The organism is Hoeflea sp. CAU 1731 (genome assembly GCF_039888615.1).
Lineage (GTDB): Bacteria > Pseudomonadota > Alphaproteobacteria > Rhizobiales > Rhizobiaceae > Flavimaribacter.
The window spans coordinates 455062-477394 of record NZ_JBDQQS010000001.1; the positions used below are offsets into that span (position 1 = coordinate 455062).

Consider the following 22333-nt stretch of genomic DNA (forward strand, 5'->3'; position numbering starts at 1 on the left):
ATATGAGCGACGCTGTCAGAGAACATATCGATCCAAGGAAAACGCCGGCGGCGCCGATGGACCGGATTTGGTCGGACGATCGGGACGAGCGCGGCGTCAGCGAGCCGGCGCTGGTCGTGGACACCGAAGGTTTTGAGGGGCCGCTGGATCTGCTGCTCCATCTCGCAAGGACGCAGAAAGTCGACCTGGCGCGGATTTCCGTTCTGGCGCTTGCCGAGCAATATCTGGCTTTCGTCGAAAGAGCCCGGCAATTGCGTCTCGAACTCGCCGCCGATTATCTGGTTATGGCCGCCTGGCTCGCCTATCTGAAATCGCGCCTGCTCATTCCCCAGCAAAACAGCGATGACGGACCATCGGGCGAAGAAATGGCGACGCAGCTGGCCTTCAGGCTCAAACGCCTTGAAGCCATGCGCGATGCGGCGACGCGCCTGATAAACCGGAACCGGCTGGGCCGCGATGTCTTTGCCCGCGGCGCCCCGGAACCGGTCGTGGTCGAACGCAAATCCGAGTTTTCCGCCACCCTGTACGATCTGCTCAATTCCTATGCGCAACTGCGTCAAAGGGGTTCCGTGCGCCAGGTGACGATCATGCGCCGGCGCGTCTGGTCGTTGAGCGAGGCGCGGGTCATTCTGAAATCGATAATCGGCGACCTGCATGAGTGGACAGCGCTCGATCATTTTCTGGTCCGTTATCTGAGCGACCCGGAGGAAAGGGCGACCGCGATCGCCAGTTCGTTTGCGGCGTCGCTTGAGATGGTGCGGGAAGGAAAACTGCTGATCCGCCAGGAACAGGCTTTTGCGCCGATCTATCTGAAGAGCGCCTCCGATCCGGCCGCCTCGTCGACAACACAGGAAAACGCCTCCCATGACTGAAGGATCGCAAGCCCGCATCGTGCCCTTCAAGACGCAAGATGATGCGGACGACACAGATGAGGCGCCCGCGCACGACGCCCGCCTTGAGCGCGAGGCCGAACGAATCGCGGAGGCGATGGTCTTCGCCTCGTCGGAACCGGTTCAGGAAAAACTGATCGCCGAGAAAATCCCCGACGGCGTTGCGGTCGCTGACGTGATGAAGCGTCTTGCCGGACTTTACACGATGCGCGGCGTCAATCTCGTTCACGTCGGCGATTGCTGGGCTTTCCGGACGGCAGCCGATCTGTCGTTTCTCATTCATCGTGACCAGACGGATGTGCGCAAACTGTCGCGCGCGGCGCTGGAAGTCCTTGCCATCATTTCCTACCACCAGCCGGTGACGCGAGCCGAAGTCGAGGAAATTCGAGGCGTTGCGACGTCACGCGGCACACTGGACGTCCTGCTGGAGTCTGGCTGGGTCAAAATGCGAGGTCGGCGCAGGACGCCAGGGCGTCCCGTCACCTATGGTACGACGCTCGAATTTCTCGATCATTTCGGTCTGGAAGAATTGCGCGACCTTCCCGGACTGGAGGAACTCAAGGGCGCAGGTCTGCTCTCATCGCGTGTGCCTTCGGATTTCCAGGTGCCGCTTCCGCCTTCGGGCGATGAACTGGAAGAGGACGAGGACCCCATTACGCAAATGGATCTCGAGGAACTCGGCCTCTTGACTCCGGCTGTCGAAAAAGAGGACTAGTGAGCGAAACTTTATAAGGGGGAATTGAAAGGCCCTTTGTGAATTCGCTTCCGCCAAACAAACGATCGCGGTCTCCGGCCGGCGCGGCGTTCGCCGCAACATTGACTTTTGATGAAGTCAGTCATGGCTATGACGGTCACGCCACCATCCGAAACCTGTCGCTGACCGCACAGGCGGGAAAGATACTGTGTCTGCTCGGCCCTTCCGGATCCGGAAAGACGACGCTGCTTCGCCTGGCGGCCGGCATAGAGGCGCCGACGCGTGGACGGGTTCTGCTCGATGGAAAGGAAGTCAGCGGACCTTCCGTGTTCGTGCCGCCTGAATATCGCGGCGTTGGTTTCGTATTTCAGGATTTCGCCCTTTTCCCGCATATGAATGTCCTCGACAATGTCAAATTCGGCCTGACTGCGCTGTCGCAGAAGGAGGCCAGCGATACAGGCATGGCTTCGCTGGAGAGGGTTGGATTGGCGCACTACGCAGACCAGTATCCCCACGCTTTGTCCGGAGGCGAGCAGCAGCGTGTGGCGTTGGCGCGGGCGCTGGCTCCACGGCCATCGGTGCTGTTGATGGATGAACCGTTTTCGGGACTTGATACGCGCCTGAGGGACAGTGTTCGCACGGAGACGCTTTCGATACTGGCAGAAACCGGCGCCACCGGAGTAATTGTTACCCACGACGCCGAAGAAGCGATGCGGATGGCCGATACGATTGCCTTGCTGAAGGACGGCGCACTGGCGCAACTCGGCACAGCCGAACAGATTTATCGGGCGCCTTCGGATCTTTTCGTTGCCGGCTTTTTTGCCGAAATTGCCGTTTTTCACCCGCGCGTGATCGCCGGCCATGTCGACACGCCGCTCGGACGTTTTCAGGCAAAAGGTTGGCGTGACGGGGAAAAGCTGTCGGTGGCGGTTAGAGTTTCGGGCATCGGCATATTGGAAAATGGCGGTTCTGTGCCTGCGCGCATCGTATATCGACGATTTCTTGGCGATTACGAGCAGTTTGCGCTGTCCGTTCCCGGCGTTGACAAACTCATTCAGGCGCGTATGCCGGTCGGTACACTTAAGTCTGATTTGCAGGATGTGTCTCTTTGCGTTAACGAGCGGGACATTTTGCTGTTTAAATGAGCGACGAAACATCCTAAATCAGGATGAGACGCCTCAAAGGAGACGAGTATGGGTAGTTTTAGCATTTGGCATTGGCTGATCGTTCTGGTGGTCGTGCTGCTGCTGTTTGGCCGCGGCAAGATTCCGGAACTGATGGGCGATGTCGCCAAGGGTATCAAAAGTTTCCGCAAGGGAATGTCCGACGAGGAAGCCGAGGCGGATAAATCCAAGACTGTGGAACACAAGGCTGACGAATCCGCAGAAAAAAGCTGATTGCAAGGGACAGCCTGAACAACACGTATGTCACACCTGTTTGCCGATGACACCGCTTCGGAGATGACCGTCCATGCTTGATCTGGGCTGGCAGGAATTCATCGTTGTCGCCTTGGTTCTTGTTCTCATCGTGGGTCCGAAGGATTTGCCGGAGATGCTCCGGACGTTCGGAAAGACTACGAAAAAGTTCAGAAGCATGGCCGGTGATTTTCGCAAGCAATTCGATGCCGCTCTGAAAGAAGCCGAACTCGACGATGTGAGTTCGATGATTTCGGATGCGCGAAAGTTCAATCCGCGCAATGCGTTGAAAGATGTAATCGACCCGCTCGAAAGCGCCGGTCGGGACATCAAGGCCGGATTGAACGAAGCGGCGAAGTCCACGGGGCCGACACCCTCTGTTGCAAAGAGCGCGGATACGGAAAAGGTCACCGAGAAAACGCAATCTGCGGAGCCGAAGGCGACTGAAACGTCGAAGAAGACGGCAGGCGGCGCCGCTGCGAAAAAGCCGGCGACGCGCAAGTCCTCTACCCGCAAGACGGCGGCGAGCGGGAAGGCGGCCTCGACAACAACGAAGTCAACGACCACAAAGTCGGCGTCTGCAAAATCCGCGTCTGCAAAATCCGCATCAGCAAAGTCGAAGGCCTCCGGGTCGGCTGCGGCCAAATCCGGCTCGACCAAGGCTGCTGGTGGAGCCGCAAAGACGGGCGCAGGCTCGACGAAAGCAGCCGCTTCAACAAAGCCGGCTGCAAGCAAGACTCGCAAGACCACCACGCGGGCAAAGAGCGCAGCGTCGAAATCCAAGGCAGCGGCGTCTGCTGAAAACGCCGGCGCGAAGAAAACAGCGCCCGGCACAGCATCGAGCGGCAGCGGAGAGAAAGCGTGAGCAACGACGAAATCGACGACACGCCGCAGCCGCTTCTCTCGCATCTGATCGAACTTCGCCAACGGCTCCTTTGGGCCGTCGGAGCGTTTTTCGTGGCCTTTCTGTTCTGCTTCTTTTTTGCCAAACAGATATTCAATCTGCTTGTCATTCCTTTCAAATGGGCCGTCAGCTGGGCAGGTCTCGAAGGCAGACAGATCGAGCTGATCTACACTGCGCCCCAAGAGTTCTTCTTTACGCAGATCAAGATCGCCATGTTTGGCGGACTGCTGATCGCGTTCCCGGTAATTGCCGCGCAGATATACAAGTTCGTCGCGCCGGGACTGTACAAGAACGAACGATCCGCCTTCCTGCCGTTCCTCATTGCGTCTCCGATTCTTTTCCTTATCGGCGCGGCGCTTGTCTACTTCTTCTTTATTCCAATGGTTCTCTGGTTCTTCCTGTCCATGGAACAGACAGGCGAAGGCGGACAGGTGGCTATCGAATTGCTGCCGAAAGTGTCCGAGTATCTCAGCCTGATCATGACGCTGATCTTCGCCTTCGGTCTCGTATTCCAGCTCCCAGTGGTCACGACGCTGATGGCCCGCGCCGGGCTGGTGACAGCGGAGGGACTAGCCAAAAAGCGAAAATACGCAATCGTTGGCGCGTTCATCGCTGCGGCTGTTCTCACTCCACCTGACCCGGCGAGCCAGATCGGTCTTGCGATTCCGACGATCCTTCTCTACGAGATTGCCATCTATGCCGCCAGGCGGGTGGAACGATCCCGTGCGAAACGTAAACAATCCGACAATACCGATTCAGACACTGAGGAATCGGCTGCGGAAACGCCCAGCTCCTGACTGCGGATACAGATGGACAGATGACGCCGTCAGCCAGGAATTGGCCGGCTGCGACAGGTACGGATTTTAGGCATGCTTGATATTAAATGGATAAGGGACAACCCGGAAGCCTTTGACAAGGCGATGGTTCAACGGAGCAACGAGACTCGTTCCGACGCCTTGATCGCGTTGGATGAAGAGCGTCGTTCCCATGTCCAGCGCATGCAGGAAATGCAGGCGCGCCGCAATTCGGCGTCCAAGGAAATCGGTGCCGCCATGGGCCGCAAGGAAGCCGACCTTGCCGACAAGTTAAAAGCCGAGGTGGCCAAGCTGAAAGGCGATCTCCAGCAGGCGGAAGACGAAGTTCGCGAACTCGACGCCAAGTTGGAAGAGAGCCTGCTGTCGGTGCCCAATATACCGCTGGAAGGCGTGCCCGTTGGCGAGGATGAGTCGGCGAATATCGAGGCGCGCACCGTCGGCAGAAAGCCCGGCTGGAATCATCCCGCCAAAGAGCATTTCGAAATCGGCGAAGCCCTGGGTCAGATGGATTTCGAGACGGCGGCCCGGATCGCCGGCAGCCGCTTTACGATCGTGTCCAGCCAACTTGCGCGTCTGGAGCGCGCTCTCGGCCAGTTCATGCTCGATCTGCATACAGGCGAGCACGGATACACCGAGGTCCATGCGCCGCTGCTGGTGCGCAGCGCGGCTCTAGTGGGCACTGGACAGCTTCCGAAATTCGCCGAGGACCTGTTTCGCACGACCGATGATCGCTGGATGATTCCGACTGCAGAGGTTTCGCTGACCAACCTGGTGCGCGAGCAGATATTGGAACACGACCAGCTGCCGCTCCGCTATACGGCCTTGACGCCGTGCTTCCGTTCGGAAGCCGGATCGGCGGGTCGGGACACGCGCGGCATGCTTCGTCAGCATCAGTTCTACAAGGTGGAGCTGGTCTCCGTGACCGACGAGGACGACTCGGTCGACGAACTGGAGCGCATGACCTCGTGCGCCGAGGAAGTGCTGAAACGTCTTGACCTTCACTACAAGGTCATGGTGCTCAGCACTGGCGATATGGGTTTTGGGGCGCGCAAAACCTACGATCTGGAGGTCTGGTTGCCGGGGCAGGACACCTATCGCGAAATCTCGTCCTGCTCGGTCTGCGGTGATTTTCAGGCGCGGCGGATGCATGCGCGGTACCGCAAGAGCGGTGAAAAAGGCGCCAGCTTCGTTCACACGCTCAACGGATCCGGCGTCGCAGTAGGCCGCGCGCTAATCGCTGTTATGGAAAACTATCTTAATGAGGACGGTAGCATCACCGTGCCTTCCGCGCTGTTGCCATACACCGGCGGCATGACGCGGGTTGAACGAAACTGAAATCGGGGAGACGCATGCGGATATTGCTGACGAATGACGATGGAATTCACGCCGAAGGCCTTGCCGTTCTGGAGCGTATCGCGCGCCATCTGTCCGACGATATCTGGATCGTCGCGCCGGAAACCGATCAGAGCGGTCTGGCGCATTCGCTGACGCTTTCCCATCCGTTGCGCCTGCGCGAAGTTTCCGAAAGGCACTACGCCGTTACAGGAACGCCGACGGACTGCGTCATCATGGGTGTGCGCAAGCTGATGAAGGAGCCGCCGGATCTGATCCTGTCCGGCGTGAACGCCGGGCAGAATCTCGCCGACGACGTTACTTATTCCGGCACTGTTGCGGGCGCCATCGAGGGAACTTTGCTCGGGATTCGCTCGATTGCGCTCAGCCAGGCTTATGATCCGCAACATGGCCGTTTACTGCCCTGGAATACGGCGGAAACCCTGGCGCCGGATCTGTTGAAGAAGCTGGTGGATATCGATCTTCCTGCCGGCACGCTGCTCAACATCAATTTCCCGCGCTGCGAAGCCGCGGACGTGGAAGGAACCGAGGTTACGACGCAGGGCAAGTTGACGCACGGTCTCCAGGTGGAGCAGCGCGAGGACGGCCGCGGTTTTCCCTACTACTGGCTTCGGTTTTCCCGTCGTCAGCATGAATTCCATGACGGCACAGACCTCAACGCTGTCAATGAAAAGAGAATTTCGGTCACGCCCCTCAAACTTGACCTCACGGACCATGATCTTGTCGATCGCGTGAGGGAGTCGATCGGTTGAATTCCCGATTGTCCGAGAAGGAAGGTCTCGCATCGCTGATGTTGCGGCTTCGCGGGGAGGGGATATCCGACAGGACCCTCATACTGGCCGCCGAACAGACGCCGCGCAGCCTGTTTGCACCGCCGGCCTATTCCGACCTTGCCTATTCGGGGCGAACTCTACCGCTCGATTGCGGTGAGTACATGGAGGGCGCGGATCTCAGCCTGCGGATGCTGCACCTTCTGGGATTGGACGCGGGACAACGTGTGCTCGAGATTGGCACCGGGTCCGGATTTACGGCCGCCGTCATGGCGAGGATCGTCGACAGGGTCGTCACCATAGACAGATATCGGACGCTCTCCCAACTTGCCGGTCAGAAAATCGACCACCTCGGGCTGAAGAATGTCGTTGTTCAGGTTGGCAACGGGCTGGACAAGGACGTCGTTGACGGAACGTTCGACCGGATATTCGTAACGGCAGCATTCGATTCCATGCCGCGCCTGTTCGTGGAAAAGCTTGTATCGCGCGGCGTCATGATAACGGCCATCGGCCCCGCCGAGGAGCCGCAGATGCTCGTGCGTCTGACGAAAACCGGCAGCCGGTTCGAGCGGGAAGACCTGTTCCCGGTGCGGTTTCAGCCTCTGCTGAGCGGCGCTGCAGCTGTTCTTTGAGGCGTGAACCTCAAGAAATATGCTTAACCGCGGATTTATTTGCGAAAACAGGGGCTCCGCTTTAACCTGCCGGTAACCCTGATGCGGTCTAATAAGCTCACCTGTTCCGGTAGTATGTGAGCTAGTTTGATGCGTAAAAGTTGCCCCACCCCGTCACCTCGCCTTGTCACGAAATTGATGGGAGCGGTGTGTCTCTCGGTTCTGGTCGCTGGATGCAACCAGAGCAGTCGCTTCAGCGACGGCCTGTTCACCGGTACTGTTCCCGGCAATGTCGGCGAGGGAACGCAAACCGCATCACAACAGCCAGTCTACACGCAGCCTTTTCCGGGAACCGGATCGCAGCCGCTAGACCAGACGCAAACCGGGTCGGTTTCACAGGGCGCTTATCCGCCGGCGCCTGTCCAGAGCACAGTCAATTCATCCAGCTTGGCGCCTGTGGCTATCCCTGACGCGCAGGCGGCGAATAAAGAATTCAGTTCGGCGGCAAGGGCGACGGCCGCCGGAGGAGCGGGGGTCACGGGTTCCTCAGCCGGCAAAGGGTGGACGACGGCTGGCGGAACCCGTGTGACCATCGGGCAAGGCGACACCGTCTATGGTCTGTCGCGCCGCTACGGGGTTCCGGCTAACGACATCATGAAGGCGAACGGCATCTCGAACGCCTCTTCAATCCAGGTCGGGCAATCGCTCGTCATCCCAACCTATAATTACGGAAACGGCGTGCCTGTTTCCGCTCCGGACAACGATCCGAAAACACAGATGGCAAGCGCTGCAACGAACACGCGTATCGACGCCTCCAGTTCTTCAGCACCGGAGCCGCGTCAGGTCCTGCAGGCGCCGAGTGATGCCAGCCAACAGACAAGCGCCTCCAGCGCCGCCGGCAGTTCCTATGTCGTGCAGTCGGGAGACAGCCTCAATCGCATCTCGGCAAACACCGGCGTGAGCGTCGCCGACCTGCAGAAGGCGAACGGACTGACGGGTACGAGTATTCGTATCGGTCAGACGCTCAAGATTCCGGCCTCCGGCGCGAAGATCGAACCGGTAAAGACGGCTGCTGTTACGACGACGCCGGTGAAGACGGAAGCTGCACCGAAAAACGATACGGTGACCCAGACGGCCAGTTTGCAGGCTGACGCGCCGAAAGCAACGGGTATAGACAAACTTCGCTGGCCTGCGACAGGTCAGGTTATGACGCCCTTCGGCGGGGACACCAATGGCCGCAAGAGCGACGGCATCGACATTTCTGTGCCGGAAGGCACGCCGATCAAGGCTGCTGAAAATGGCGTCGTCATATATGCGGGCAATGGTCTGAAGGAATATGGCAACACGGTTCTGGTTCGCCACGACAACGGACTGGTAAGCGTCTACGGCCATGCGCGTGAACTGAAGGTTCAGCGCGGCGACACCGTTACACGGGGCGAAGTGGTCGCGTTATCGGGGATGAGCGGCGACGCGAATCGCCCGAAGGTTCACTTCGAGATCCGCAAGGACGCCAAGCCCGTCGATCCCATGACCTATCTGGAATAGGCGCGAAGCCTATTTCAACTGCTTTCCAAGCCGTCCAGCGGCGTCCTGAATGAACTGCCAGGCGACGCGGCCGGAGCGCGCGCCTCGGGTCGTCGCCCACTCCAAAGCGTCCGACCGCAACTGATCGGGATCCATCGGCAGTTCGAAGTGTTTCGCGTAGGCTTCGATCATGTCCAGATACTCATCTTGGCTGCATTTGTGAAAGCCCAACCACAGACCGAACCTGTCCGACAGAGAAACCTTTTCCTCCACGGCTTCCGACGGGTTGATCGCCGTGGAGCGCTCGTTTTCCATCATGTCGCGGGGTAGAAGATGTCGCCTGTTCGACGTCGCGTAGAACACGACGTTTTCCGCGCGCCCCTCCAATCCGCCTTCGAGCGCAGCTTTCAGCGATTTATAGGAGGTGTCGTCATGATCGAAGGACAGATCGTCGCAAAACAGAATGAAACGATCTTCCATGTCGCGTAACAAGGCCATCAGCACGGGCAGGCTCTCGATATCCTCCCGATGTATTTCGACCAGTTTCAGCCCAGGACCGGATTTCGGCGACCGCGCCTGGAGCGCGGCGTGCGTCGATTTTACAAGAGAAGACTTGCCCATGCCGCGCGCGCCCCATAGCAGAACGTTGTTGGCCGGCAATCCTTCTGCAAAGCGCCGCGTATTGTCGAAGAGAATGTCTCTGACCCGGTCGACGCCCCTGATCAGGCTGATGTCGATGCGGTTTGGCGTCGCGACGGGTTGAAGAAATCGTGATTCAGGAACCCAGACGAAGCAGTCCGCGGTAGTGAGGTCATTCTTGGCGTAACCGGGTTCGGAAAGAGATTCAACGGCTTGCGTGAGTTTCCTGACCTGATCAATCAGACCGATGAGCATTTCGTCTTTCACATAATTATCCTTCATCATCCTTTTGCTGTCGCGTAGCACGAAGGTGGGGCGGCGAAAAGTCCGCCCTTGAGACTTCCGCAGTTGCAATAGCCTGCATTGCGACTATATTCCGCTCACCAAAAGTCCGGGAACGCGGCTATCCGCGAAATGCCCTGAAGGAGTTCTAAATGTTTGTAACACCGGCATACGCACAGGCCGCTGCAGGCGGCATGGGCGATACGTTCGGCTTCATACTGCCATTCATCCTGATCTTCGTGATCATGTACTTTCTCATCATACGCCCACAGCGGCAGCAGATGAAAAAACGACAGGAAATGCTGAACAATGTCAGACGCGGCGATCAGGTCGTCACCGGCGGCGGCATCACCGGCAAGATCGTGAAGGTCGTCGACGACAATGAGCTCGAGGTTGAAATCGCCGAAGGCGTCAAAGTCCGGGTCGCGCGTTCGCTGTTGGCGGATGTGAAGGTCAAGGGCGAACCCGTCAAAGAAACGGCGAAAAAGTAAAATAGAACAAGGTCTGATCCACGGGGCGTATTGGATCAGCAAGCGGAGGCGGCGAACCGCCGCCCCATAATCCGAGAGCGACATGCTTCATTTCTCCCGTTGGAAAACGACCCTCATCTGGCTGGTCATTCTCGCCGGCCTATTGTTTGCGTTTCCGAATTTGCTGACGCAGCAGCAACTGGCGCAATTGCCGGACTGGTTCCCGAAACAGCAACTGACCCTTGGTCTCGACCTGCAGGGCGGTTCTCATATCCTGCTGGAAGTCGACCGGGAGGATATCGAGAAAGAGCGGCTGGAAACGACTGTTGACGACATGCGTCGTCTGCTGCGCGAAGACGGCATCGGCTATACGGGGCTTTCCGGAAACGGACGGGTCGCCCAGGTTACAATCAGGAATCCTGAGGACATCGATGCTGCGAAAGACGCTCTTTCGGAACTGACGCAGCTTATCAATGCGGGCCTTATGAGCGGCGGTTCCATACAGGAAGCCGTGATGAGCGAACCGGAACCCGGCCGCATCACGCTGACGCTAACGGAGGAGGGACTCGAAAACCGCGTCGCCTCCGCAGCATCACAGTCGATCGAGGTCATTCGTCGACGCATCGACGAACTCGGCACGACAGAGCCGATCATCCAGCGCCAGGGCGCAGATCGCATCCTGGTTCAGGTGCCGGGTTTCGACGATCCCGAACGGTTGAAAGATCTGCTCAACCAGGTGGCCAAACTGACCTTCCATCTGGTCGATTCCTCCATGTCTGCGGAAGAAGCCGTCAACGGGCGTCCGCCTGCGACCGCCGAAATTGTCTATTCCAACGACGATCCTCCGATTCCCTATCTCCTGGAGCGACGCATCCTTGTTTCGGGTGAAAACCTCGTCGATGCGCAGGCCGGTTTCGACCAGCGCACCAACGAACCTATCGTGACGTTCCGCTTCGACACGAAAGGCGCACAGCGTTTCGGTCAGGTGACACAGCGCAATGTCGGACGCCTGTTTGCTGTCGTGCTCGATGGCGCCGTCATCACCGCGCCGCGAATCAACGAGCCGATCCTCGGCGGTTCGGGCCAGATATCCGGCAATTTCACCGTGCAGTCCGCAAATGATCTGGCCGTTCTGCTGCGCGCAGGCGCCTTGCCGGCCAAGCTGACGATCCTGCAGGAGAGTTCGGTCGGGCCAAGCCTCGGCGCCGACTCTATCGCCGCCGGCGAAAAGGCGGGTCTGATCGGCGCGATCCTGGTGATCGCCTTCATGTTGCTGGCCTACGGGTTTCTCGGAATCATCGCCAACCTCGCGCTCATCTTCAACGTCGTTCTGATCATCGCGTTGCTGACGGTGATCGGGGCCACCCTCACTCTGCCCGGCATCGCCGGCATCGTGTTGACGGTCGGCATGGCGGTGGACTCAAACGTGCTGATCTACGAGCGCATTCGCGAAGAGAGACGCGGGGGCAGGTCGCTCATCCAGGCGATCGACGCAGGTTTCAGCCGCGCCTTCAGCACCATTCTGGACGCCAATATCACCACGCTGATAGCTGCCGTCATCCTGTTTTATCTCGGTTCCGGACCGGTGCGCGGTTTCGCTGTCACACTGGCCATCGGTATCGTCACGACGGTGTTCACCGCATTCACAGTCACGCGCTGGATGATCGCGGAATGGGTTCGCCGCAAGAAACCGAAAGCGCTTCCCAGGGCCTGGATCTCCGACATGTTTGGCGAGTCCAAGATCGGCTTCATGTGGCTGCGCAAGATCACCTTCATATTCACTGCGCTGGCGCTGATCGCTTCGATGGTTCTGTTCATCAAGCCGGGCCTGAATTACGGCATTGACTTCACAGGCGGCTCTATCGTCCAGGTAAAGGCAGATTCAGGCCAGGTCGACGTCGGAGACATCCGCGCACGGCTCTCGGAATTGAATCTTGGCAATATCCAGGTCCAGGAATATGGCGGCGGAAACGATCAGGCGATGATCCGCGTCCAGTCCCAGGAAGCCGGCGCAAACGCTGAACAAAGCGCCGTGGCCAAGGTCCGCGCAGATCTGGAAACCGATTACACGATCGAATTCGTCGAGGTAATCAGTCCGACCGTCTCGGGCGAACTGGCGTGGGCGGGCACGATCGCCGTCATAGCCTCGCTTTTTGCGATCCTGATATACATCTGGTTCCGCTTCGAATGGCAATTCGCGATCGGCGCAATTGTGGCGACCCTAAACGACGTCATATTGACCATCGGGGTGCTCGTGCTTGCGGGAATCGACTTCAATTTGAGCAGTATCGCGGCGTTGTTGACGATTGTCGGCTATTCGCTCAACGATACGGTGGTCGTCTACGATCGTGTTCGGGAAAATCTCAGGCGGTACAAGAAAATGCCGTTGCCGGACTTGCTCGATCTATCGGTCAATCAGATGCTGTCGCGCACAACCCTGACATCGGTCACCACCTTGATGGCGTTGCTGGCATTGTACATTTTCGGCGGAGAGGTCATCCGCTCCTTCACATTCGCCATGATCTTCGGCGTTGTCGTCGGAACCTACTCGTCGATCTTCATCGCTGCTCCGGTCCTAATCCTGTTTAAGCTGCGGCCTGAGAACTTTCAGCGGGACATTGGCGCGGAGGGTCCGGAAACCGGGAGCAAGGGATCTGCGCAAGGAATTGCGTAGGCGCGAGATCGCATGAGAGGCAGCGGCATCGAAATCCGCGATGCGCATTTCCCGGGCCGGGCGCCGATAGACGCTTATGGCAACGGCGGGTTCCGATTCGCCGATATGTCACACCGCGGCTCGCTGCTGTGTCTACCTTCCGGAATCCATGGCTGGAGCGCCAATGAAGCCAGCGAACTCGACATCGACCTCTTCACCAAGGTTCTGGAGGATGCCGGCGAAATCGACGTGCTGCTGGTCGGGACCGGTCATGAAATTCGCCCGCTGCCAAAGCCGTTGAAAGCAAGACTGCGCGAACTATCGATCATATCCGATCCGATGAGCACCGGCGCTGCGGTGCGCACCTACAATGTCATGCTTGCCGAATCGCGCGCCGTGGCCGCCGCGCTCATAGCAGTATAGGCGCCTGATGCCCGACTACGGAGAGCACTGCCTTGCACGTCTTCGCGAGGGAGATCGCGATAGATATCTGTGTGCGCTTCTGACGCCTGAAGACAGGCGAGCGCCGGTTGCGGCCCTCTATGCCTTCAATCTGGAACTGGCGCGCGTCCGGGACGTGACCGCTGAACCGATGATCGGTGAAATGCGCCTTCAATGGTGGACGGATCTTATCAATTGTTCGGATAATGGCGAGGCGTCGGCCAACCCGGTCGCCGCGGGACTATTGGCGACCATTGACGAATTCGAACTTCCTCGCGCCATGCTGCTGAACATGATCGAGGCGCGCCGATTTGATCTCTACAACGACCCGATGCCTGACCGGGACACATTTGAAGGCCATGCGGGTGAAAGCGTCTCGGGGCTGATTCAGCTCGTTTCGATGGTTCTTGGCAGAGATGGAGCAGCAGAAAGCAGCGACGCAGCCGGCCATGCTGGCGTCGCGCTATTTGTCTCCGGGTGTCTCTTGCTGATGCCGCTGCACAGGGCGAGGGGCCAGGTATTCGTTCCTGCGGATATCCTCTCCGCCGCGGGTCTTGACGCTGAGGGATTTCTCGCCGGCGATGACAAGAGCGCGCTGCAGCGGCTCGTTGTTGCATTCGCCTCCTATGGAAAGGACCACCTGCTGGAAGCGAGATACAGGACGGCGTCCATCCCGCCAGAATGTTTCGCGGCGTTTCTGCCGCTTGGTATTGCCGCGCATACGCTGGAAATCGCCGCCAGACGCAGCGAAACAGTCGCGGTCAAACCACTTGCGATGTCGCAATTGTGGCGACAGTGGTGGCTCTGGCAGGCGGCGAGGCGCGGAGCCTTCTGAGGGATTACAGGTCTGATTGCTTCAAAAGACTGTCAAACGAGGTTTCGGATTTGGTCATCGCTGCCCTGACTGCTTTGGTAAGGTCGTCCGGACGCAGCATGCCCGCATTCCAGGTGGCGATGTAATCCAGACCGTCAGCAACGCTGTGATCTCGGCTATAGGCCAGGTTGCGCTTGATGCCGGCGATCGCGAGCGGCGAACGGCCGGCTATTTCCTGCGCCGTTTGCAGCGCATGTTGGATGAGCGCGTCGCGATTTTCGGCGAGATGGCTGACAAGCCCGATCCGCAGGGCTTCATCTGCGGAAAATCGCCGGCCACTGTAGGAGAGTTCGGCGACAACCGACGGCGCAATCAGTTTCGGAAGCCGTTGCAGCGTGCCGACATCGGCAGTCATACCGATATTGATTTCCTCGATCGAGAAATAGGCGTCATGGGCGGCCAGCCTGATATCGCAGGCGGAGATCAGGTCCATGCCGCCGCCAAGGCAGGCTCCGTGGACAGCGGCAATAACCGGAAAACGAGCCTGCTCTAGCGCCGTGAGACTGTTCTGCAGTTTCAGAATCAACTCCCGCATGGCGTAAGCCGCGCGGCCGGGTTCGTTTGAAAACAGCGCTGCGATCGAGGAAAAGGCGGCCAGATCCATGCCGCCGGTAAAATGCTTGCCTTCGCCGGTGAGTACCAGGCAGCGGACCGTTTCATCGGCGTTGAACTGCTCTATCAGACGTGGAAGATCACTCCAGAAGTCCGGCGTCATGCCATTGGCCTTGTCTGGACGGTTCATCGACAATTGCGCCACGGAGCCATGTCGTTCCACGAGGAAGAAGGTAGACTCTAATGCATTCATGCAAGGGTTTCCTCCATTTGTCGGTTCAGGCCGCCTGTTTCGAGCCACTGCATGCAATCAGCCAGAGCGCGTTCACCGAGTTGTCGTTTTTTGGCTCTGGCCTTGTCCTTGCCCCTGAAGCGTTTGACGCCTTCGGGTTTGACCACCGCAATGGGCGGGAACAGTCCGAAATTGACATTCATGGGCTGAAACGACCGTTTGCCGGGTTCTTCGTTGCTTGTCAGATGTCCGCCGGTGATGTGGGCGAGGATTGCGCCCATCGCCGTTGTCTGCGGCGGTCTGACGATTTCCAGGCCAAGTCGTTCGGCGGCGGCGAAACGGCCGGCCAGCAGGCCGATCGCCGCTGATTCGACATAGCCTTCGCAACCGGTGATCTGGCCGGCGAAACGGATGTCCGGCCGCGAATGCATTCGCAAGGTTCCGTCCAGAAGAACGGGCGAATCGATATAGGTGTTGCGGTGGAGCCCTCCCAGCCTCGCGAACTCGGCGCTCTCCAGACCGGGAATCATCTGAAAGATGTCTTTCTGTGCGCCGTATTTCAGCTTGGTCTGGAAACCGACCATATTGTAGAGCGTGCCCAGAGCATTGTCCTGCCGCAATTGCACGACGGCATAGGGCTTGATGTCCGGCGCATGGGTGTTTGTCAGTCCCATCGGCTTCATGGGGCCATGCCGCAATGTTTCGCGGCCGCGCTCGGCCATGATTTCAATCGGCAGGCAACCGTCGAAATAGGGTGTGCCTTCCCATTCCTTGAATTGAGTTTTATCACCAGCGAGCAAAGCATCGATGAACGCATTGTATTGCGTTTCATCCATTGGACAGTTGATGTAGTCCTTGCCGCTTCCACCAGGCCCCGTCTTGTCGTAGCGCGACTGAAACCAGGCCGTCGACATGTCGATGCTGTCGTAGTGTATGATCGGCGCGATTGCGTCAAAAAAGGCCAGCGAATCAGTTCCCGTCTCGGTCCGGATGGCTGCGGCGAGGGCCGGGGAGGTCAAGGGGCCGGTCGCGATGATCGCGCCTTCCCATTCCGACGGAGGCAATGCGTCGACTTCTTCCCGAGTAATGTCGATCAGGGGGTGCGCCTCGATCGCCTTCGTCACAGCGGCGGAGAAAGCGTCGCGATCGACTGCGAGAGCGCTGCCGGCGGGCACCTTGTTTTCGTCTGCGGCGCGCATGAACAGCGAACCGGCCAAACGCATTTCCTGGTGGAGAACGCCGACGGCATTCGCCGTCGCGTCATCGGAACGGAAAGAATTGGAACAGACCAGTTCTGCAAGACCATCGGTCTGGTGGGCTTCGGTTCCGCGTACGGGGCGCATTTCATGCAGAATTACGGGCACGCCTGCACTGGCGAGTTGCCAGGCGGCCTCCGAACCGGCCATGCCGCCGCCGATGATGTGAATGGGTTTTTTGCGTTCGCTCATGGCAGGCTTTTAATCACTTCCGCCAGGCGCGTCCAATCAATGAAATTTGGAAATAGGCAGCTTTAAAAATGAGCAGCGCCCGGATGAGTGTCCTTTGGTAACTATATCCGGGCGCTGACGTCGCGTTTCATCACAGTGCTGGCCTCAATGTCTGTGGAAGCCGCGAGCTGTGTCTTTGATGGCGTGGCGCTCAAGGCCGATATCGCGCAGTTCTGCATCCGAAAGGTTGCTGAGCTGATCGACGGTTCTCCAGTAGCGGCGCCAATTCTGATAGTCACGCAAGAAGTTCATAGGTCTCTCCCGTATTAGGTGTTGAACGACAGCGCTGATTTATTCTTTTTTGGCGAGAGTTCCAGAGTGATTTTTTCATCCCTGATATGCAGTTTATGCATATATTATGTGCAACCATGCGCATAAAAAATAGACAGCATGCTGATAATGTAGACGATACGCGCAAATCCTCCGTTATCAGACCTCTTGTGAGCTCAGAAGGCTGAATCTGGACGGTTAAGCGTCGCGGTCGCGGATTTTTGCGGGAGAAAAGCAGGATGCAGAAACAACAACGCCCGCTGGGGGAGGAGATCCAGCGGGCGTCGTAGGTGTGACCGACTGTTTGGGAGGAGGAGTAACAGCCGATCCTATTGCCGGGTTATGGGAGGAGGAGTTAACCCGGCAAATTCTTTAGCGTACGGCCTGACGGGCAACGAACGGAATTTCGGAGCGGCTTATGCCGATATCGCCAAGTTCGCGATCCGACATGCGGTAGAGTTCGTTGCAAGTGGTGCGGTACTGGCGCCAGTTGCGAAAAGACTGTTTGAAAGTCATCGTGACATTCTCTTCATTTGCGTTGCTGTTTGTCTTGAACCCAATATAGGTGCGCATAGCAAATTTGTGCAGTGCAATATTTGCAAGTTCGGTATGCATTATTGCAAGGGTCGGATTAATTCGCGGAGCGGGGTGAGAACAGGTCGGGCCAGAATCAATAACGCCCGCTGGGGGAGGAGATCCAGCGGGCGTCATTTAGGTCGATCGGCAATTGGGAGGAGGATAATCGCCGATCACATCACAGGGCATTGGGAGGAGGAGTTATGCCTCTGTGAAACTCTATGTTACTCTCGGTGGCCGCCGGTAATCATTACTGTTTGGCGCCGCCTTGTTGAGTCCGAATATATGAAGGAAATTCAAATTTGTGCAGCGCAATATGCGCATAGGTGCCATGCATCATGCGCATGGCTGAATTTCTAAAGCAAATCCTGAAGCGGAATAGGCTCCGACTTCTGTTAAAAAAAACCGGAAACCAGTTTGTTGTGGCGTCTTATTGCGGATATGTCGGATATTGGTGTTAAGAGCGTGCGAAGAGCATGATTGGTTTATGTTCACGCGTGCAAATGAATGCGAAATTAAACCATCGCGATATTGTGCAGTGCGAAGATGGGCGAAATCGCTGTAATACCGCGCGGGAGCGCGCTTGCTCTCGAAGCGTCATTATTTAAAAACAGCCCTGAGGCAGGAGGATAGACCATGCACCCGTTGAAATCGAAGGTACGTTCAGTGCTGCTCTTCACTGCCGTGGCGCTGATGACCTGGGGCGCTGCGCAGCCCATTCACGCGCAGGAGCGCGCGCAGAAGAATTTCGAAAAATGGATCGTCGCTTGCGTAAAGCCCAATGAGGGTCAGAATCGCTGTACGCTGATGCAAAATTTTGAAGGATTGAACAAGACCACCAACCAGCGCTTTTTTGCGTTTGCGTTGTCGATCGTCCCCGATCCGGCCGGTGGAGAGAAGGTGCAGTTGAGAACGCCTCTCGGGGTCAAGCTCGCCGAGCGCGTCGTTTTGCAATTTCCGGGCGCCGATCCTCTTGCGATTGATTATACTGTCTGCAGCAACATCGGATGTTTCGCTGAGTTCAAGTTTCAGGACATATGGAAAAACATGCTGGCGCAGAACGCCACGGCAAAGATCCGCTATGTGCTGATGAACGATCGTGAAATTACGATTGACGTCGCCCTGCCGGGATTTTCGGAAGGCTACGCCTATTTGCATGAGGCCATGTAAGGCCTGGTGGAAAGTTTTCTGGACTGCGCGATCGTTTTCCGAACAGCGCAAATCGTCCGCTTGACCCTGCGCATAGGACTGTGGCATTTGGGCGCTTTCCCGATGCGGGTGTGGCGGAATTGGTAGACGCACCAGATTTAGGTTCTGGCGCCGCAAGGTGTGGGAGTTCGAGTCTCCCCACCCGCACCAGCCTTAATACCGACCAATTTGGCAGGGAAACACCAGATTGCAGGCAATAGTGATTGAACCGCGTGTGTCAATTTGCTATTGCGCGCCGAACGCCTGCTGACCGTTTCCTCGAAGTTGATGCCCCGTAATCGGAGCAAGCCCGCTTCGGGTGGATAAGTTCAGCAAATTCGACAGGTGCCGATCCCGGCGGGGACGCGACAGTTGCACCGAAAACAACGCCATTGCGGCAGCCAACATTTCGGCAATGTTCCGGCATTCGGGGCAGGCCGCAAAACGAAGGTTACAAAATGCAGGTTACTGAAACTCTGTCCGAAGGACTGAAACGCGAAATCAAGGTGGTGATTCCAGCCAAGGACATGGAATCGCAGATGACGGAGCGGCTGGTGGACGCGAAAGAAAAGGTGCGGATCAACGGTTTTCGCCCCGGCAAGGTGCCGATGTCGCATCTTCGCAAGATGTACGGCAAATCCGTCATGGCCGAACTCGTCAACGAACTGATCAGCCAGAAGCCGTCGGAAATTCTCTCCGAGCGTGGCGAAAAATCCGCAACGCGTCCGGAAATCACCATGACGGAAGACGAGGACGAGGCAAAGGACATCCTCTCCGCAAACAAGGATTTCGAGTTCTCCATGAGCTACGAAATTATTCCTGTCATCGAGCTCAAGGACATCGACAATCTCAAGCTCGTGCGCGAAGTCGTAGACATTGAAGACGACGAAGTCGAAGAGCAGGTCAAGCGGATCGCGGAAAACGCCCGCAGCTACGAGACCAAGGAAGGCAAGGCCGCCGACGGCGATCGCGTCACGATGGACTATGTCGGCAAGGTTGACGGAGAAGAGTTCGCAGGCGGCGCTGACACTGACGCCAATCTCGTGCTCGGCTCCAACACGTTCATTCCCGGTTTCGAAGAGCAACTGGTCGGCCTGAAGGCCGGCGACGCGAAGACGATTACGGTGACGTTCCCCGAAAATTACCAGGCGGCCGAACTGGCCGGCAAGGAAGCGACCTTCGACGTCACGGTGAAGGAAGTAGCCAGCCCGGGCGAACTGGTGATCGACGACGATCTTGCAAAGAACCTCGGACTGGATTCGGTCGAGAAGCTGCGGGAAGTCGTTCGCGGACAGATCGAAAGCCAGTACGGTCAGATCACCCGTCAGAAACTGAAGCGTCAGATCCTCGATGCTCTCGACGAAGACTATCAGATCGAGACGCCCAAATCCCTGCTCGACGTCGAGTTCAACAACATCTGGGGCCAGGTCATGGCCGATCTCCAGCAGAACGACAAGACTTTCGAGGACGAGGACACGACGGAAGAGGAAGCGCGCGCGGAATACGAGAAACTCGCCGAGCGTCGCGTACGGCTTGGCCTCGTTCTCTCCGAACTCGGTGAAAAGGCCGGCGTTTCGGTCACCGAGGAGGAAATGCAGCGCGCCATGTATGACCAGATCCGTCAGTTTCCGGGTCAGGAACAGCAGGTCATGGACTATCTGAAGAAGACCCCCGACGCCGTCGCCCAGCTGCGCGCGCCGATCTTCGAAGAAAAGGTCATCGACCACATCATCGGACTGGCCGACGTTACGGACAAGACCGTGACAAAGGAAGCGCTCATGGCCGATGACGAGGAAGAAGCCGCAGCCGAGGAGAAGAAACCGGCCAAGAAGAAGGCCGCTCCCAAGAAGAAGGCGCCGGCGAAGAAGAAAGCTGACGCCGAATAGGCTTCGACAAACAACCGATCCGAAAGGCCGCGCTCCAACGCGGCCTTTTTCATATGTGCCCCAGGCTCTTCAGGCTCGTGTAATCGCCCTTGCCGATGATGATGTGGTCGTGGACCAGAATGCCCATTGCGTTCGCGGCTTCGACGATCCGTCCCGTCATTTCGATATCCGCGCGGGAAGGGGACGGGTCGCCTGACGGGTGGTTGTGAACCAGTATGACAGCCGTTGAGGCGAGCTCCAGAGCCCGTCTGATGACTTCTCGAGGATAGACCGGCGTATGATCGACCGTGCCGCTCTGCTGTATTTCATCGGCGATCAGCGCGTTCTTCTTGTCGAGAAACAGAATGCGGAACTGTTCGCGGCTCTCGTAAGACATGGCGGTGCGGCAATAGTCGATCACCGAAGACCATGATGAAAGGACCGGACGTTTCACCACCGCCTCGCGCAGCGCGCGTTGATTGACGGCGGCAATGACCTTGAGGTCCAGTGCAACGGAATTTCCTATCCCGTCCACTTCGCACAAAAGGTGCACAGGCGCGCCCATGACCTCGGAGAGACTTCCAAAGCGCCGCAGCAGAGCCTTGGCGACCGGTTTGGTGTCGCGCCGCGGTATCAGCCGGAAAAGCAGCAGTTCGAGGAGTTCATAGTCTGCGAGCGCCTCATGGCCATTTTCGACGAAGCGCTTGCGCAGCCTGTCTCGGTGGCCGCCATGGGCGGACACGGCTGGATTTGCAGTCGGGCCGGACTGCTCAGCCACCTGTGTCAGTCACTAAGGCCGGGAGCGAATTTTCCACCCGGCGAAAGCGTGAAGATTTCGCACCCGTCCGCCGTAACGCCAACGGAATGCTCGTACTGCGCCGTCAGAGACCGATCGCGCGTGACGGCCGTCCAGCCGTCGGACAGGACTTTGACATGGGGTCTTCCGAGATTGATCATGGGCTCGATCGTGAAGATCATGCCCTGCTTCATCTCGATGCCCTCATGGGCGCGTCCATAATGAAGGATGTTGGGCGCGTCGTGGAACAACTGGCCAAGGCCGTGGCCACAGAAATCGCGCACGACGGAGCAGCGTTCGGCCTCGGCGTAACGCTGTATGGCTTGCCCGATCGCGCCTGTACGGACGCCGGGCTTGACCACGGCGATGCCCAGCAGGAGCGCCTTGTGGGTGACTTCCATCAGTCTTTGCGCGGCCCGCTTGATTTGGCCGACCGGATACATGCGGCTGGAATCGCCGTGCCATCCGTCGAGCACCAGCGTCACATCGATATTGACGATATCGCCTTCGCGCAACGGTTTGTCGTTGGGTATGCCGTGGCAAACGACGTGATTGATCGAGGTGCAAGACGACTTGGTGTATCCGCGGTAGTTGAGCGTCGCCGGATAGGCGCCATGATCCATTCCGTATTCGAAAACGAATTTGTCGATTGCATTGGTGGTAACGCCCGGCTTGACCATGTCTACGAGTTCGTCCAGGCACCGCGCAGTCAACTGGCAGGCCTTACGCATGCCTTCGAAGCCTTCCGGTCCATGCAGCTTGATCTGGCCCGTGTTGCGCAGCGGGGCTGCGATAGCGTCTACATATCCAACCATTATCTCACCTCAAGCAAACCGGTCGCCGGTTTCTTCATTTCACTTTGCACCTTATCGGGCCGGCATCAACCCCAACGAATAGCATAGATTGCGGACGCTGCGCGAACGGTCGACATGGCGCCAGTTCAGGATTGCTTGCGGCCATTCATCAATTGTCACAGTCGTCACAGTTAAAAGATAGAAATCGACAGAGACGGCGCAAGAGCGCGTGAAGGGA

At 57.9% G+C, this 22333-nt stretch carries 23 protein-coding genes and 1 tRNA gene; 17 read left to right on the forward strand and 7 right to left on the reverse strand.

Features of this window, described 5'->3' with window-relative positions; genetic code table 11:
• Window positions 1-2 precede the first annotated feature (2 nt).
• The 10 genes from AAFN47_RS02190 (at window position 3) to AAFN47_RS02235 (ending at window position 8997) form a co-directional block, all read left to right on the forward strand.
• On the forward strand, window positions 3-872 hold the full coding sequence (locus AAFN47_RS02190) for a segregation and condensation protein A (protein ID WP_499807571.1): 870 nt from the start codon (window positions 3-5) through the stop codon (window positions 870-872).
• A complete protein-coding gene (gene scpB, locus AAFN47_RS02195) occupies window positions 865-1605 on the forward strand; it encodes an SMC-Scp complex subunit ScpB (RefSeq protein ID WP_499807572.1) in 741 nt (246 codons plus the stop codon). The genes AAFN47_RS02190 and scpB overlap by 8 nt, the downstream gene beginning before the upstream one ends.
• A gap of 38 nt (window positions 1606-1643) precedes the next feature.
• Window positions 1644-2729, forward strand: coding sequence for an ABC transporter ATP-binding protein (locus AAFN47_RS02200; RefSeq protein WP_499807573.1), 1086 nt, complete (start codon window positions 1644-1646; stop codon window positions 2727-2729).
• A gap of 48 nt (window positions 2730-2777) precedes the next feature.
• Window positions 2778-2981 (forward strand): twin-arginine translocase TatA/TatE family subunit, encoded by a 204-nt coding sequence (locus tag AAFN47_RS02205; protein ID WP_499807574.1) that lies wholly within the window; start codon window positions 2778-2780, stop codon window positions 2979-2981.
• 73 nt (window positions 2982-3054) lie between these two features.
• Complete coding sequence (gene tatB / locus AAFN47_RS02210) at window positions 3055-3864, forward strand: Sec-independent protein translocase protein TatB (protein ID WP_499807575.1); 810 nt, start codon at window positions 3055-3057, stop codon at window positions 3862-3864.
• The gene (gene tatC / locus AAFN47_RS02215; RefSeq protein ID WP_499807576.1) at window positions 3861-4700 is read left to right on the forward strand and encodes a twin-arginine translocase subunit TatC; all 840 of its coding nucleotides are present in this window, start codon (window positions 3861-3863) and stop codon (window positions 4698-4700) included. The genes tatB and tatC overlap by 4 nt, the downstream gene beginning before the upstream one ends.
• A 72-nt stretch (window positions 4701-4772) precedes the next feature.
• A complete protein-coding gene (gene serS, locus AAFN47_RS02220) occupies window positions 4773-6053 on the forward strand; it encodes a serine--tRNA ligase (protein WP_499807577.1) in 1281 nt (426 codons plus the stop codon).
• A gap of 14 nt (window positions 6054-6067) precedes the next feature.
• Window positions 6068-6823 (forward strand): 5'/3'-nucleotidase SurE, encoded by a 756-nt coding sequence (gene surE, locus AAFN47_RS02225; RefSeq protein WP_499807578.1) that lies wholly within the window; start codon window positions 6068-6070, stop codon window positions 6821-6823.
• Window positions 6820-7473 (forward strand): protein-L-isoaspartate(D-aspartate) O-methyltransferase, encoded by a 654-nt coding sequence (locus AAFN47_RS02230; RefSeq protein WP_499807579.1) that lies wholly within the window; start codon window positions 6820-6822, stop codon window positions 7471-7473. The genes surE and AAFN47_RS02230 overlap by 4 nt, the downstream gene beginning before the upstream one ends.
• 177 nt (window positions 7474-7650) lie before the next feature.
• Window positions 7651-8997, forward strand: a complete 1347-nt coding sequence (locus AAFN47_RS02235; RefSeq protein WP_499807580.1) for a peptidoglycan DD-metalloendopeptidase family protein — start codon at window positions 7651-7653, stop codon at window positions 8995-8997.
• Window positions 8998-9006: 9 nt separating this feature from the next.
• On the opposite strand, the gene AAFN47_RS02240 is transcribed toward AAFN47_RS02235, so the two are convergent.
• Entirely contained in the window at window positions 9007-9882 is an 876-nt protein-coding gene (locus tag AAFN47_RS02240; protein ID WP_499807581.1) for an ATP-binding protein, read from the reverse strand.
• Window positions 9883-10049: 167 nt separating this feature from the next.
• On the opposite strand from AAFN47_RS02240, the gene yajC reads away from it, so the two are divergent.
• The 4 genes from yajC (at window position 10050) to AAFN47_RS02260 (ending at window position 14296) form a co-directional block, all read left to right on the forward strand.
• Entirely contained in the window at window positions 10050-10388 is a 339-nt protein-coding gene (gene yajC, locus AAFN47_RS02245; protein ID WP_499807582.1) for a preprotein translocase subunit YajC, read from the forward strand.
• A gap of 82 nt (window positions 10389-10470) precedes the next feature.
• Window positions 10471-13041 carry a protein translocase subunit SecDF gene (secDF, locus tag AAFN47_RS02250; RefSeq protein ID WP_499807583.1) on the forward strand — a complete coding sequence of 857 codons (2571 nt, stop codon included), beginning with the start codon at window positions 10471-10473 and terminating at the stop codon, window positions 13039-13041.
• 12 nt (window positions 13042-13053) lie between these two features.
• Window positions 13054-13443: an Mth938-like domain-containing protein gene (locus tag AAFN47_RS02255; protein ID WP_499807584.1), complete on the forward strand. Its 390-nt coding sequence runs from the start codon at window positions 13054-13056 to the stop codon at window positions 13441-13443.
• A gap of 7 nt (window positions 13444-13450) precedes the next feature.
• Window positions 13451-14296 (forward strand): phytoene/squalene synthase family protein, encoded by an 846-nt coding sequence (locus AAFN47_RS02260; RefSeq protein ID WP_499807585.1) that lies wholly within the window; start codon window positions 13451-13453, stop codon window positions 14294-14296.
• A gap of 4 nt (window positions 14297-14300) precedes the next feature.
• Here AAFN47_RS02260 and AAFN47_RS02265 read toward each other — a convergent pair whose 3' ends face one another.
• The 4 genes from AAFN47_RS02265 to AAFN47_RS02280 form a co-directional block, all read right to left on the reverse strand.
• Window positions 14301-15140, reverse strand: a complete 840-nt coding sequence (locus AAFN47_RS02265) for a crotonase/enoyl-CoA hydratase family protein (RefSeq protein ID WP_499807586.1) — start codon at window positions 15138-15140, stop codon at window positions 14301-14303.
• Window positions 15137-16567 carry a methylenetetrahydrofolate--tRNA-(uracil(54)-C(5))-methyltransferase (FADH(2)-oxidizing) TrmFO gene (trmFO, locus tag AAFN47_RS02270; RefSeq protein ID WP_499807587.1) on the reverse strand — a complete coding sequence of 477 codons (1431 nt, stop codon included), beginning with the start codon at window positions 16565-16567 and terminating at the stop codon, window positions 15137-15139. Before trmFO ends, AAFN47_RS02265 begins: the two co-directional genes overlap by 4 nt.
• 144 nt (window positions 16568-16711) lie before the next feature.
• Window positions 16712-16858: a DUF1127 domain-containing protein gene (locus AAFN47_RS02275; protein ID WP_499807588.1), complete on the reverse strand. Its 147-nt coding sequence runs from the start codon at window positions 16856-16858 to the stop codon at window positions 16712-16714.
• A 390-nt stretch (window positions 16859-17248) separates the two neighbouring features.
• Window positions 17249-17392, reverse strand: a complete 144-nt coding sequence (locus AAFN47_RS02280) for a DUF1127 domain-containing protein (RefSeq protein ID WP_499807589.1) — start codon at window positions 17390-17392, stop codon at window positions 17249-17251.
• Between the two features lie 696 nt (window positions 17393-18088).
• Between AAFN47_RS02280 and AAFN47_RS02285 the strand changes: the two genes are divergently transcribed.
• The 3 genes from AAFN47_RS02285 to tig all read left to right on the forward strand — a co-directional run bounded on the left by AAFN47_RS02285 (window position 18089) and on the right by tig (window position 20526).
• Complete coding sequence (locus tag AAFN47_RS02285; RefSeq protein WP_499807590.1) at window positions 18089-18622, forward strand: invasion associated locus B family protein; 534 nt, start codon at window positions 18089-18091, stop codon at window positions 18620-18622.
• A gap of 104 nt (window positions 18623-18726) precedes the next feature.
• A tRNA-Leu gene (locus AAFN47_RS02290) sits at window positions 18727-18811 on the forward strand.
• A gap of 287 nt (window positions 18812-19098) precedes the next feature.
• Window positions 19099-20526, forward strand: a complete 1428-nt coding sequence (gene tig / locus AAFN47_RS02295) for a trigger factor (RefSeq protein WP_499807591.1) — start codon at window positions 19099-19101, stop codon at window positions 20524-20526.
• 49 nt (window positions 20527-20575) lie between these two features.
• On the opposite strand, the gene radC is transcribed toward tig, so the two are convergent.
• Both radC and map read right to left on the reverse strand, forming a co-directional pair.
• Window positions 20576-21292, reverse strand: a complete 717-nt coding sequence (gene radC / locus AAFN47_RS02300) for a RadC family protein (RefSeq protein ID WP_499807937.1) — start codon at window positions 21290-21292, stop codon at window positions 20576-20578.
• Window positions 21289-22116, reverse strand: coding sequence for a type I methionyl aminopeptidase (gene map, locus AAFN47_RS02305; protein ID WP_499807592.1), 828 nt, complete (start codon window positions 22114-22116; stop codon window positions 21289-21291). Before map ends, radC begins: the two co-directional genes overlap by 4 nt.
• Between the last annotated feature and the right edge of the window lie 217 nt (window positions 22117-22333).

Excerpts from the sequence above, each read along its gene's own strand:
- AAFN47_RS02190 (WP_499807571.1), top strand. The coding sequence starts at position 3 with ATGAGCGACGCTGTCAGAGAACATATCGATCCAAGGAAAACGCCGGCG.
- AAFN47_RS02275 (WP_499807588.1), bottom strand. The coding sequence starts at position 16,858 with ATGAACTTCTTGCGTGACTATCAGAATTGGCGCCGCTACTGGAGAACC.
- secDF (WP_499807583.1), top strand. The coding sequence starts at position 10,471 with ATGCTTCATTTCTCCCGTTGGAAAACGACCCTCATCTGGCTGGTCATT.
- AAFN47_RS02280 (WP_499807589.1), bottom strand. The coding sequence starts at position 17,392 with ATGACTTTCAAACAGTCTTTTCGCAACTGGCGCCAGTACCGCACCACT.
- tig (WP_499807591.1), top strand. The coding sequence starts at position 19,099 with ATGCAGGTTACTGAAACTCTGTCCGAAGGACTGAAACGCGAAATCAAG.
- trmFO (WP_499807587.1), bottom strand. The coding sequence starts at position 16,567 with ATGAGCGAACGCAAAAAACCCATTCACATCATCGGCGGCGGCATGGCC.
- AAFN47_RS02285 (WP_499807590.1), top strand. The coding sequence starts at position 18,089 with ATGCACCCGTTGAAATCGAAGGTACGTTCAGTGCTGCTCTTCACTGCC.
- serS (WP_499807577.1), top strand. The coding sequence starts at position 4,773 with ATGCTTGATATTAAATGGATAAGGGACAACCCGGAAGCCTTTGACAAG.
- AAFN47_RS02235 (WP_499807580.1), top strand. The coding sequence starts at position 7,651 with ATGGGAGCGGTGTGTCTCTCGGTTCTGGTCGCTGGATGCAACCAGAGC.
- map (WP_499807592.1), bottom strand. The coding sequence starts at position 22,116 with ATGGTTGGATATGTAGACGCTATCGCAGCCCCGCTGCGCAACACGGGC.
- yajC (WP_499807582.1), top strand. The coding sequence starts at position 10,050 with ATGTTTGTAACACCGGCATACGCACAGGCCGCTGCAGGCGGCATGGGC.
- AAFN47_RS02260 (WP_499807585.1), top strand. The coding sequence starts at position 13,451 with ATGCCCGACTACGGAGAGCACTGCCTTGCACGTCTTCGCGAGGGAGAT.
- scpB (WP_499807572.1), top strand. The coding sequence starts at position 865 with ATGACTGAAGGATCGCAAGCCCGCATCGTGCCCTTCAAGACGCAAGAT.
- AAFN47_RS02255 (WP_499807584.1), top strand. The coding sequence starts at position 13,054 with ATGAGAGGCAGCGGCATCGAAATCCGCGATGCGCATTTCCCGGGCCGG.
- AAFN47_RS02265 (WP_499807586.1), bottom strand. The coding sequence starts at position 15,140 with ATGAATGCATTAGAGTCTACCTTCTTCCTCGTGGAACGACATGGCTCC.
- surE (WP_499807578.1), top strand. The coding sequence starts at position 6,068 with ATGCGGATATTGCTGACGAATGACGATGGAATTCACGCCGAAGGCCTT.
- tatB (WP_499807575.1), top strand. The coding sequence starts at position 3,055 with ATGCTTGATCTGGGCTGGCAGGAATTCATCGTTGTCGCCTTGGTTCTT.
- AAFN47_RS02205 (WP_499807574.1), top strand. The coding sequence starts at position 2,778 with ATGGGTAGTTTTAGCATTTGGCATTGGCTGATCGTTCTGGTGGTCGTG.